The 12289-nt window shown below is 43.3% G+C and carries 11 protein-coding genes; 5 read left to right on the top strand and 6 right to left on the bottom strand.

What is annotated here, in order from left to right; translation table 11 throughout:
• The 4 genes from MTR11_RS03020 (at position 1) to MTR11_RS03005 (ending at position 3482) form a co-directional block, all read left to right on the top strand.
• The gene (locus tag MTR11_RS03020; RefSeq protein ID WP_243326995.1) at positions 1–954 is read left to right on the top strand and encodes a cobalamin biosynthesis family protein; all 954 of its coding nucleotides are present in this window, start codon (positions 1–3) and stop codon (positions 952–954) included.
• Positions 954–1778: a vitamin B12 ABC transporter substrate-binding protein BtuF gene (gene btuF, locus MTR11_RS03015; protein WP_243327351.1), complete on the top strand. Its 825-nt coding sequence runs from the start codon at positions 954–956 to the stop codon at positions 1776–1778. Before MTR11_RS03020 ends, btuF begins: the two co-directional genes overlap by 1 nt.
• A 69-nt stretch (positions 1779–1847) precedes the next feature.
• On the top strand, positions 1848–2468 hold the full coding sequence (locus MTR11_RS03010) for a TRIC cation channel family protein (protein WP_005387377.1): 621 nt from the start codon (positions 1848–1850) through the stop codon (positions 2466–2468).
• Positions 2469–2597: 129 nt separating this feature from the next.
• The gene (locus tag MTR11_RS03005; protein WP_243326994.1) at positions 2598–3482 is read left to right on the top strand and encodes a LysR family transcriptional regulator; all 885 of its coding nucleotides are present in this window, start codon (positions 2598–2600) and stop codon (positions 3480–3482) included.
• A gap of 32 nt (positions 3483–3514) precedes the next feature.
• On the opposite strand, the gene MTR11_RS03000 is transcribed toward MTR11_RS03005, so the two are convergent.
• From MTR11_RS03000 to carA, 5 genes are all read right to left on the bottom strand, one after another.
• The gene (locus tag MTR11_RS03000) at positions 3515–3934 is read right to left on the bottom strand and encodes a hypothetical protein (protein ID WP_046873988.1); all 420 of its coding nucleotides are present in this window, start codon (positions 3932–3934) and stop codon (positions 3515–3517) included.
• Complete coding sequence (locus tag MTR11_RS02995; protein WP_046873989.1) at positions 3931–4755, bottom strand: hypothetical protein; 825 nt, start codon at positions 4753–4755, stop codon at positions 3931–3933. The genes MTR11_RS03000 and MTR11_RS02995 overlap by 4 nt, the downstream gene beginning before the upstream one ends.
• A gap of 136 nt (positions 4756–4891) precedes the next feature.
• Complete coding sequence (locus MTR11_RS02990) at positions 4892–5671, bottom strand: TSUP family transporter (RefSeq protein ID WP_005396424.1); 780 nt, start codon at positions 5669–5671, stop codon at positions 4892–4894.
• A 917-nt stretch (positions 5672–6588) separates the two neighbouring features.
• The gene (carB, locus tag MTR11_RS02985; RefSeq protein WP_047009081.1) at positions 6589–9822 is read right to left on the bottom strand and encodes a carbamoyl-phosphate synthase large subunit; all 3234 of its coding nucleotides are present in this window, start codon (positions 9820–9822) and stop codon (positions 6589–6591) included.
• Between the two features lie 16 nt (positions 9823–9838).
• Positions 9839–10978, bottom strand: coding sequence for a glutamine-hydrolyzing carbamoyl-phosphate synthase small subunit (gene carA, locus MTR11_RS02980; RefSeq protein WP_005396428.1), 1140 nt, complete (start codon positions 10976–10978; stop codon positions 9839–9841).
• A gap of 245 nt (positions 10979–11223) precedes the next feature.
• Between carA and MTR11_RS02975 the strand changes: the two genes are divergently transcribed.
• Positions 11224–11451: a hypothetical protein gene (locus MTR11_RS02975; protein WP_243326993.1), complete on the top strand. Its 228-nt coding sequence runs from the start codon at positions 11224–11226 to the stop codon at positions 11449–11451.
• An 8-nt stretch (positions 11452–11459) separates the two neighbouring features.
• Here MTR11_RS02975 and dapB read toward each other — a convergent pair whose 3' ends face one another.
• The gene (dapB, locus tag MTR11_RS02970) at positions 11460–12269 is read right to left on the bottom strand and encodes a 4-hydroxy-tetrahydrodipicolinate reductase (RefSeq protein ID WP_006742699.1); all 810 of its coding nucleotides are present in this window, start codon (positions 12267–12269) and stop codon (positions 11460–11462) included.
• Positions 12270–12289: the final 20 nt, after the last annotated feature.

The following is a 12289-nucleotide window of genomic DNA, read 5'->3' as shown; positions in this document are numbered from 1 at the left end:
ATGGAAGAAGTTTTTCAGTTATTTTATGCCAACGGTGCGCTCCTTATTATGTGGGGCGCACTGCTCTTTCACCTTCTTTTACCAATCTCCCGTTCATCGCATCCCATCACTTTATGGCGAAAGTTAGCTGAGCAGCTCGCCAACAAAGTGAACAATAATCACAGTTACTCACAGAGCCTGACCTCCGGCAGTCTTGCATTGGGCTTGATGCTATTGCCTTGCTTGATCTTGCTGATTGCAGTGGAGCCATTTGTTTGGCAAGTGCCTTTATACGAATTAGTGCTATTGATCATTGCTTTGGACTGGCGCAACAGCGAAGCCTTAACAAAACAACTCGTCACAAGTATGTCGAGAGAAGACAAAGCCCAGTGCCGACAATTACTGAGACCATATCTTAATCGCGATACTGACAGCCTCTCGATCATCGGCATAGGTAAAGCAAGCTCAGAAGCTGTGATTATGGGATACAGCCGCAACGTAATCGGTGTGTTATTTTGGTACGCACTAGCAGGTGGTATTGGTGCGTTAATGTATCGACTAACCACAGAGTTAGCTCGAGTTTGGTCCCCTAGCCGACGCCAATATTTGCCCTTTGGTAAACCTGCCGTTCAGCTGGTTGCCGCTCTGGATATTATTCCACTTCGTCTCTTTGCCATACTTTTAGCTGTAGGAAAGAACGTAAGCAATGTGCTTTCTGGTGTACAGCAACAAGCTAACTCTTGGCTACTACCCGGGCCTGCCTGGGTGTTGTGTACCATCGGACACAAACTACAACTCTCTTTATGCGGCCCTGCTATCTATCAAGGTATACGTGCGGAACGCGCAAAAATCGGTGGACGAATCGCCCCATCAGCTATTCACCTTTCACAAATACATACGCTGCTCGTTTGGCGAGTCTTCGTTTGGATAGCTATCCAAAGTCTGCTTTTAGGAATGATTTATCAAGGATTATGATGAATAAACTATGCTTCGCATTAACGCTGTTTGTTTCGACAGCGACCTTCGCTCAAACACCAGCGCAACGCATTGTAAGTTTAGCTCCGCATGCCACTGAAATTGCCTTTGCGGCAGGGCTAGGAGACAAGCTTGTTGCTGTCAGCGAAATGAGTGATTATCCAGAGCGGGCAAAGCAGCTGGAAAGAGTCTCTAATTACCAAGGAATTAAATTAGAGCGCATTATTGCTCTTCAACCGGATTTAGTCATCGCTTGGCCGGCAGGAAACCCGGCAAAAGAGCTGGAGAAAATTAAACAGTTCGGCATTCCTATCTATTATTCCACTACAGGTTCACTGGAAGATATCGCCAATAATATCGAGCAGCTAAGCCAATACAGCGAAACCCCGCAAATAGGACAAAAGGCCGCTGAAGATTTTAGAACGCAACTGAATACACTAAAAGAGAAGTACAACACGCACGAGAAAGTTCGTTACTTTTATCAGTTGAGTGAAAAGCCTATCATCACCGTCGCCGGGAAGAACTGGCCAAGTGAAGTCTTTAGTTTTTGCGGTGGTGAAAACATTTTCGCAGCATCCAGCGCGCCTTATCCTCAGGTCAGCATCGAGCAGGTCATCACTCGCCAACCAGAGGTTATTTTTACTTCTCGTCACGCAATGAGTAATGATGGTATGTGGGCAGAGTGGAGCAATGAGCTTCCCGCGCTTAGAAATAAACACATCTGGTCTCTAAACTCAGATTGGATTAACCGCCCAACCCCACGCACACTAAATGCGATCACAGAAGTGTGTGAGCACTTTAAAAGCGTTCGTCAAAAACGCTAACGATTTCGTGGCAAATACCGTACAATTTCCGCCCATTTTTTCTCACACTATATAAAGGTACTAAGTAACATGGACTCCATGCTGCTTTATATGATCGATTTGTTCGGTACCGCTGTTTTCGCTATCTCTGGCGTGTTACTGGCGGGCCGTTTAAAAATGGATCCATTCGGCGTTATCGTTCTCGGCAGTGTGACTGCTATTGGTGGCGGAACAATCCGAGACATGGCGCTAGGTGCCACTCCTGTATTTTGGATAACAGATACGACGTACTTATGGGTGATATTTGTTACGTGTCTACTAACCATGCTTGTTATTCGAAGACCCAAGCGACTCTCATGGTGGGTCTTACCCGTTTGTGATGCGATCGGCCTTGCAGTATTTGTAGGAATAGGTGTAGAGAAAGCCCTCGCTTACAACGCGTCTGGGATGGTCGCAGTGATCATGGGAGTCATTACTGGTTGTGGTGGTGGCATTATACGAGATGTGCTGGCTCGCGAAGTTCCTATGGTATTAAGAAGCGAAGTCTACGCTACGGCATGTATTATTGGCGGCATCTTCCATACGATGGCGGTAAACATGGGTTATGACCACTCAACGGCTTTACTCGCTGGTGTAATCTCAACGCTCATTATACGTCTCGGTGCTATTCGTTGGCATCTATCCCTGCCAACTTTCGCAATTAATCGTTAAACACAAATTACATGATTCGGTCATGGAGTCGACTGAGTGTCGGCTCCTCTCATTTATACTCATTTGATTCGCCAATTCTTGTACAATTCGCTAAATTATTTCAACCATTCCTAACTTTCATTAATTATTATGTTGCTTGAAGGTATTGAGACGTTACTTGTCCTCAGTAAAGAAAAAACCATGAGCCGTACGGGCAGCCAACTCTATATTAGTCAATCTGCGGTGAGTAAGCGCATTTCGAATCTAGAGAAGAAGTTAGGAAAAAAATTGATTGAGCCAAGTGGTCGGCACATAAAGCTGACCTCCGATGGCCATGCGCTCATCGACACGATCGAGCCAACGTTCAATGAGTTAAGAGGTCAGATCTATGATCAGCAAGAAATAGAAGATACTTCTTTGATCAAGATAGACTGCTCTGAAACCTTAGTCGCTGGATACCTTAGTGTGATCATGGCAGAACGCTTTGCCCATGACCAATACATACGAATATCGACCAATCATACACCACGCATTATTGAGAACGTCAAATCAGGTAAAGCGACACTGGGATTCTGTGCTGGTTATTTACCGCCTCATCATGGATTAATGAGCCTTCACCTCGCTGATGAACCTTTTTCAATCGTCAGTAGATACCCACTTTCGCAACTACCCAAAGCCATTTTGACCAATGACTTAACCAATCCTGCCAACACTTACCAACAGGCTATTTTGTCAAAATACGGAATTGAGCCTTTGATGGAAATGGATTCATACACTGCGGCAGCACAACTGGCTTTGGGCGGAATGGCTCCTGCTTTAATTCCTAAATCTATCCTGAAGACACTTAATATCACACCCAAATTCTGCTATGACTTTGAAGAACTAGGACAGTTAATTCGACCAATACATATCTGCTTGCGCCACAGCACATATCGCAGCAAACGAGTTAAAGCACTGACAGAAGCCATTGCTGATGTTGTTGCCAAAGAAGTTTCGTTGCCATTAGCATCGACATCACAACAACTAGACAATTGAAGTAGAGTATAATGTAAAAGTGTATTTCATAGTCATTTTACAAAAACATAGTACTCACTTAAGAACCATCGAGAACTAAGTTCCTCAGAATAATGGTATCCATGACTTTCAGCATAAGACAGCAGCCACTCATTAAACATATAAGAAAACAAAAAACTAGAAACTAATAAAACAAAACATAATTTAAAAAGCTTTTTAAGTTTTTCTTTATTTGGCTTTCTCTTAGTAGAAACAGTATAAATAGAAACATAAGAAAGCAAAGCAAATAAAAAACCGGATGAAAATAACTGAATATTCTGACCACCTAAGGATAAACTTTCCTGATCGGATGAAATTGCTCCAAAAAAGTCCAACAAATCAGATACCGGAAGATAAATCATAAAATATGTACATATAGGAAATAGAATTGAACCTATAATAAATGTGCTATAATCTATTTCTTCATTTTTCATAATGAAAAACCACTATTTTTAAAGCTCTGCATCGCTCGGTATTGGTTTATTTTATCTTTCATCTCCCATTTTTCCACCTCTTCCTTTTGAGACCAAAATAGCATAATTTCCTTTTGGAACCTCTTTGTGAGGTTAAATTCTTCATCTATTTTACTAGCTGCAAAGCTGGCAACAACACCGACAAAAACAACCACAAACAGAGCTGCTGAACCACCAGCAGCGACAACACCTACAGAAACCATCGTTTTTAATGTTATACTAGCAACTAAAGCAGCCAAACCCACTTTAATAATGTCACTTGCTATAACTCCGAATAATTTAGCCAATACTCTTTTATTTGACTCTTTAAAGAAATACTCAGCTATTCTATAAGATGTGACAAAGATAACAGTAATAATTGCACCTTGCTTAACCGTCTGTAATGCCTTTTCTTTTCCTATAGCAAAACTTACGGCCATCGGTGGCGAAATCTTACCAGACAAAGCCATAACTTTTCTTTGTAAACTAGGTGTTCCTTTAATTACAATATGATTAAAACCACCATACTTCTCAACTGCAATAGGAGCTGCGCTACCTGACAAGGCTACAGCAACTCTACCTAAATATGCCAAATCATCTACAGTTGCATAGTAGTTTGCAATAAATTCTAACTTATCCTTTAAACTATTCCACCGAAGTTGTTCATGCTTAGGGATAAATTTACTAACCAATTTATCAAATTCATTGATAGAAAATGCATAGCATTCTCTTTTTGACTGGGTATTATCTCGAGATATAATAGGATACATATAACCAACAATTAAATATTCTAAACTTAGCATTCTAACTTTATTAAATAAAAATTGTTTATTACTTTTTCATTTTAAGTACGATATCACATTATAATGAAATCATAGATATATCAGTATTTCTTTACATATAATTCATGAGTAGGCGTAGTTGAACGTAGAGAACGAGTTATAATACTGACAAAATCCATTGCTGATGTTGTTGCCAAAGAAGTTTCGTTGCCATGAGCATCGACATCACAATAACTAGAGGACGAATCCATTTTTGCCCTTTACTTACCACGACCTTCGCCCCTAACTGAGCACCAAGAAAACCGCCAACAGCCATGGTTAAGCCAAGCTTCCACACTGGCAACCCGGCTAAGATAAAAAAGAGTAGTGCCGCTATGTTTGACGTGAAATTGAGGATTTTTGTTCTAGCAGTGGCTTCGACCAAAGAAAAGTGACCCAGTGCAACAAAACAAACAGTAAAAATAGATCCAGTCCCAGGGCCAAAAAAGCCATCATAGAAACCGATCCCACCACCAATGCATAGCGCAAACATCGCTTCAGATAACTTTGGTTCTCCATCTATTTTACGTGTACTTGGCGCGAGTAAAAAATAGAGGGAAATGGCAATCAAAAGAACAGGAATCAAACTGGTGAGTACGCTAGCATCAATAAACTGCACAGCCTCGGCACCGATCGCTGCACCGATAAAAGTGCAAAGTATCGCGAAACGCATTTCCTTTAGGCTGACAATACCGTTACGCACGAAATACCAGCTAGCAGAGAAACTGCCAAACGAACTTTGTAACTTGTTGGTTGCTAGAGCTTGAGTCGGACTCAACCCCGCTGCCAAAAGCGCAGGGAGCGTAATGAGCCCTCCCCCACCAGCCATCGCATCAATAAAGCCTGCGGCAGTCGCAACAAAAAATAGAGCCAACAAAATCTCAACCGTGATTTCCACTACACATCCTTTTTATTTAAAGAGGCATCAAAGAGGAAAAACGGTAGCACTTATTCACAAAACCACCAATGGAAAGTCAAGACACCAATCTATTCCTAATTTTCATCATTTAAATAAATCTAGAAAATGACACATTAAAAACATCAATCACAACCAAATATAGAGCCTCACCTCAAGAGCCTCTTAATATTTTGATAGAAAAGGAAAGCGCTGTCTTAATAGGGAACGTCTAATCTGATAAAAACGAAAATAATGGATAACTTACTGACTCGACCATCCAGAAAAACAACAATTACACTCAAAAATCGAACAAATAGTGAACATTAATCAGCTATTCAACGTTATTGGCTCTAAACCCAAGACGAGCGGTTATTCGGGAGAGCTAAGAAATCTTACAATTGGAATCTATGAGGAATTGAAAGTTGAATACTAAATCAATTAGCATAGCGAACATCTCAATAAGTGTATGTTTATACTTGGCATTGACTATTGGCCTGACTATTAGCTTAAGCATTTGGAATGACTGGTTTTCTTTCACTCAACACATTGATCTAGATACGTACCTTCTTACATTGGGAGCTATTACGGTTGTTGTTGTATGCATTCCAAACATCCTGACAATAAGCAAAGGATTAAGTATTGCTGCAAAAATAAACTTAATCACTATCTCTTTTATCATTCTTACCTGCAGTATCAACTTTGTTGTAGCAAGTGGTAGTACTATTTCTTCATCTTTAGGAACATTGCTTGCCATAATTAGCTTGATGATCTTCAAAAGCGAAGCATACCAATCGTTCCTAGCACATTTTAATACTCTTCATTTTTGAAAAACCTCAATATAAAAAAGCCCGCTCAAATGAGCGGGCAATGAGGTTGTCATGTAAGCCCTGATTAACGAGCTTACTGATTTTTATCTGTTACGCGTCTAGACTCGCTTTCACTTTAGCGTGTAACTCTTGAACCGAAGTTACTGACGCTTTTGCGTCTGCAGTATGAGACATACATGTAGCGAACGCTGCGTTCAGTGTCGTTGTGTAGTTCACTTTTTCTGCCAGTGCACCGCGGCGTAGAACTTTCGAATCTTCAATCGCTTGACGACCAGCAGCCGTGTTTACGATGTAGGTGTATTCGTTGTTCTTGATACGGTCAAGAATGTGTGGACGACCTTCGTGTACTTTGTTTACCAAACGTGGGTTGATACCCGCTTCGCCCAGAATCACAGCAGTACCATGTGTCGCATCCAGTTGGTAACCCAGTTTCACTAACTTAGAGGCCAGGTCAACAACACGCTCTTTATCACCTTCACGTACTGACAGTAGCGCACGACCACCTTCAGGGTAAACCGCACCACAACCTAACTCTGCTTTCGCGTAAGCTTCTGCGAATGTTGCGCCAACGCCCATTACTTCACCTGTTGAGCGCATTTCTGGGCCCAATAGCGGGTCAACGCCAGGGAACTTGTTGAACGGCAGAACCACTTCTTTCACTGAGTAGTAAGGAGGGATAATCTCTTTAGTAAAGCCTTGTGACTCTAGAGATTGACCCGCCATTACACGTGCAGCGATTTTCGCTAGAGGTGCACCTGTCGCTTTCGATACGAATGGAACCGTACGAGCAGCACGAGGGTTCACTTCGATTAGGTAAACATCGTTGTCTTTCACAGCAAACTGCGTGTTCATCAAACCGCGTACACCGAGTTCGAACGCCAGCTTCTCAACTTGCTCACGCATCTTGTCTTGAATTTCCTGACTTAGCGTATATGCAGGCAGTGAACATGCAGAGTCACCAGAGTGAACACCGGCTTGTTCGATGTGTTCCATGATACCGCCGATAACAACGCGTTCACCGTCACAGATAGCATCAATATCAACTTCGGTCGCGTCATCTAGGAAACGGTCTAGTAGAACTGGAGACTCGTTCGATACGCTTACTGCTTCGTTGAAGTAGCGACGCAGGTCTTGCTCGTCGTATACGATTTCCATCGCACGACCACCGAGTACATAAGATGGACGAACAACTAATGGGAAGCCAATTTCTTTCGACTTCTCAACCGCTTGCTCCATCGTTGTTACTGTCGCGTTTTCTGGCTGAAGTAGACCTAAACGGTCAACAGCGGCTTGGAAGCGTTCACGGTCTTCCGCACGGTCGATAGCATCTGGGCTCGTACCAATGATTGGCACACCGGCCGCTTCTAGAGCACGAGCCAGTTTAAGTGGCGTTTGACCACCGTACTGAACAATCACACCTTTTGGTTTTTCAACGCGAGCGATAGACAGTACATCTTCCAGAGTTACTGGTTCGAAGTACAGACGATCAGACGTATCATAGTCAGTAGATACCGTTTCTGGGTTACAGTTAACCATAATGGTTTCGTAACCGTCTTCACGCAGCGCAAGTGATGCGTGTACACAACAGTAATCAAATTCAATGCCTTGGCCGATACGATTTGGACCACCACCAAGAACCATGATCTTGTCTTTGTCTGTTGGGTTGGCTTCACACTCTTCATCGTAAGATGAGTACATGTAAGCCGTGTCAGAAGAAAACTCTGCGGCACACGTATCCACACGTTTGTAAACCGGGTGAATATCAAACTGCTCACGAGCACGGCGAATTTCACTTTCAGCGACACCTAGCAGTTTAGACAAGCGCGCATCAGAGAAGCCTTTACGTTTCATCTGGCGAAGAACTTCTTTGGTCAAACCTGCGTAGCCGCCCGCCTTGACTTGCTCTTCGAGTTTTACGATTTCTTCGATTTGAACCAGGAACCAACGGTCGATTTGAGTCAAGTTGAACACGCCGTCAACTGACATGCCAGCTCGGAATGCATCGGCGATGTACCAGATACGCTCAGCACCTGCTTCTTTAAGTTCGTGACGAATCTTAGTCAGTGCATCTGGTGCTTCTAAATCGACCATCTCGTCAAAACCAGTTGCGCCAACTTCTAGGCCACGAAGTGCTTTGTGAAGAGATTCTTGTTGGTTACGACCAATTGCCATTACCTCACCAACCGATTTCATCTGAGTAGTCAGACGGTCGTTTGCGCCAGCAAATTTCTCGAAGTTAAAGCGAGGAATCTTAGTTACGACGTAGTCGATAGTTGGCTCGAATGATGCTGGTGTTGCACCGCCCGTGATGTCGTTTTGTAGTTCGTCTAGAGTAAAGCCAACAGCAAGCTTCGCGGCAATCTTAGCGATTGGGAAACCTGTTGCTTTTGACGCTAACGCAGAAGAGCGAGATACACGTGGGTTCATCTCGATGATAACCATACGGCCATCTTTCGGGTTGATACCAAACTGTACGTTTGAACCACCTGTTTCAACACCAATTTCACGTAGAACGGCTAGCGATGCATTACGCATTAGCTGGTATTCTTTGTCAGTCAGTGTCTGTGCTGGTGCTACTGTGATGGAGTCACCCGTGTGGATACCCATTGGATCAAAGTTTTCGATTGAACATACGATGATACAGTTGTCCGCTTTGTCACGAACGACTTCCATTTCGTACTCTTTCCAACCGATTAGTGACTCATCGATAAGAAGTTCGTTGGTCGGAGATAAGTCCAGACCGCGACGACAGATTTCTTCGAACTCTTCTTTGTTGTACGCGATACCACCACCAGTGCCGCCCATGGTGAACGATGGACGGATGATACAAGGGAAGCCAACCATATCTAAAACTTTGTAAGCTTCTTCCATGCTCTTCGCTGTATCTGCGCGAGGACACTCAAGGCCGATAGACTTCATCGCTTTATCAAAACGAGAACGGTCTTCCGCTTTGTCGATTGCATCAGCCGTTGCACCAATCATCTCTACGCCGAATTCTTCTAGTACGCCGTGTTTCTCTAAGTCTAACGCACAGTTAAGTGCAGTCTGGCCACCCATGGTTGGCAAAACTGCATCTGGACGCTCTTTTTCAATGATCTTGCGTACCACTTCCCATTGGATTGGCTCGATGTAAGTCGCATCAGCCATCTCTGGGTCAGTCATGATCGTTGCTGGGTTCGAGTTAACCAGAATAACTCGGTAGCCTTCTTCACGAAGTGCTTTACAGGCTTGTGCGCCAGAGTAGTCAAACTCACATGCCTGACCGATAACAATCGGACCAGCACCAAGAATTAGAATACTTTGAATGTCAGTACGTTTTGGCATTATCTACTACTCCGAATTAAGCGCTGTGTTTTTTGATTAGTTCGATAAAGTGGTCAAATAGCGGTGCCGCGTCATGTGGACCTGGGCTCGCTTCTGGGTGACCTTGGAAGCTAAATGCTGGCTTGTCTGTGCGGTGAATACCTTGCAAAGAGCCATCAAATAACGATACGTGAGTAGCACGTAAGTTTTCCGGTAACGTTGCTTCATCTGCCGCAAAGCCGTGGTTTTGCGAAGTGATCATAACAACGTTACGGTCTAAATCTTTTACTGGGTGGTTTGCACCATGGTGACCAAACTTCATTTTCACGGTTTGTGCACCTGACGCTAACGCAAGGATTTGGTGACCTAAACAGATACCGAAGATAGGTAAGCCTTTTTCTAGGAACACTTTTGTCGCTTCAATCGCGTAAGTACATGGTTCTGGATCACCAGGGCCATTTGATAGGAAAACACCGTCCGGGTTCATCGCAAGCACTTCTTCCGCTGACGTTTCAGCAGGAACAACCGTTAAGCGGCAACCGCGGTCAACCAACATTCGTAGGATGTTGCGTTTTGCGCCGAAGTCGTAAGCAACGACGTGGTATGGCAGCTCGCTGTCATCTTTCGCCTCTGGAAGTCCACCTTCAAGCGTCCACGAACCTTGTTTCCATTGATACGCTTCTTTCGTTGTAACTTCTTTCGCAAGGTCCATTCCTTTTAAGCCTGGGAATTCTTTTGCTTTCGCTAAAGCCAAAGCTTCATCTAGGTTATTACCCGCAACAATACAACCGTTTTGAGCACCTTTTTCACGCAAGATACGAGTGAGCTTTCGCGTATCAATATCAGCGATGCCAACGATATTTTGAGACTTAAGGTAATCAGAGAGGGATTGTTCATTACGGAAGTTAGAAGCGATAAGAGGAAGATCGCGAATCACAAGGCCTTGTGCATGAATGGAAGAGGATTCTTCATCTTCGGAAGTGGTTCCGGTATTGCCAATGTGAGGATAAGTAAGGGTGACGATTTGCTGAGAATAGGAAGGATCAGTGAGGATTTCTTGATACCCCGTCATCGAGGTATTAAAAACGACTTCACCAACGGAAATACCATCTGCCCCTATGGACACTCCGTGGAACACTGTCCCATCTTCTAGGACTAACAGTGCTAATTTACCCAAGACAACCTCCAGAATAAAAATGCAAAAAAAATAAATCAAACTGCAAACATGCCTTCCTTTACCTATAAAATCTACATAAATAGGTATTTCAGACAAATTGGCGGTATTCTAAAGTTGGACTGGAAACCTGTCAACCTACAATCAAAAATAAATTATCAATTTCTAGCGAGTAAGGTCATTTCGAATCAGTAAGGCTCAAAAAGACAACTTTTGAATGCTATTACATAGGGAGGGATAGAGGTTTAATGAATTTTACAAATTTGAACTTTTTAGGGATCACAAAAAATTATGAGTTTTTAACGCAAACGTTCACCATGACAAAAATAGGAACACTTTTAGCGGTTACACCCAAAAACAAAGCTAAAATAGATAAAAACACAACAAAAGTAAGTGCTAAAATCTTCTCTATCAGAATCATTTTATTTACAAATAATTCTATAGATATAAAAAAGCCGGCTAACGCCGGCGAATAATTATGTATTTAGAGTTCATTCAATCCCAAAACATCTGTCATGGTATAAAAGCCCGCAGGTTTAGCACTCAACCAAACTGCAGCCTTTACGGCTCCATTAGCAAACGTCATGCGATCAGTCGCTTTGTGCGTTATTTCAACTCGTTCCCCGATATCAGCAAACATAGCCGTATGCTCACCGACGATATCGCCAGCGCGAATCGTAGCAAAGCCGATCTCATCTTTTGTTCGTTCACCAGTAATGCCTTCTCGAGCATAGACAGCTACATCATTCAGCTTATTACCCATCGCACCAGCAATAGCTTCTCCCATTCCGATAGCGGTACCAGAGGGGGCATCAACTTTATGGCGATGGTGTGCTTCAACAATCTCGATATCACAGTAATCCCCCATTACTTTGGCCGCTTTCTCAAGAAGCTTAAAGACAAGGTTTACGCCTACAGAATAATTTGGCGCCATCACAACAGGCACTTGCTTGGCTGCTTCATCAATAAGATCACGCTCTGCATCGCTGAAGCCAGTCGTCCCAATCACAATGCTCTTGCCGTATTTCTTACACAACTCGAGATTCGCTAATGTGCTTACTGGAGCGGTGAAATCGATGATTACATCAAAATTATCGACGTCTTTAGCAAGATCATCCGTTAAGAGCACATCGAATTTACCTTCACCACAAAGTTCACCGATATCGACACCGACAAGTGAAGACTCAGGTCGTTCTGATCCCGCGCTCACTGTCGCTTCAGGATTAAGGTGTGAAGCTTTAACCAAATTACGGCCCATTCGGCCAGCTGCTCCTGCGATTGCAATACGAACCATTGCGCTTTCTCTCCTTCTCT

The sequence above is a fragment of the Vibrio sp. CCB-PB317 genome (assembly GCF_022808245.1).
In the GTDB taxonomy this organism is placed as follows: Bacteria; Pseudomonadota; Gammaproteobacteria; order Enterobacterales; family Vibrionaceae; genus Vibrio; species Vibrio diabolicus.
The sequence above is the reverse complement of the archived record's forward strand: the minus strand, read 5'-3'. Positions and strand labels throughout refer to the sequence as shown.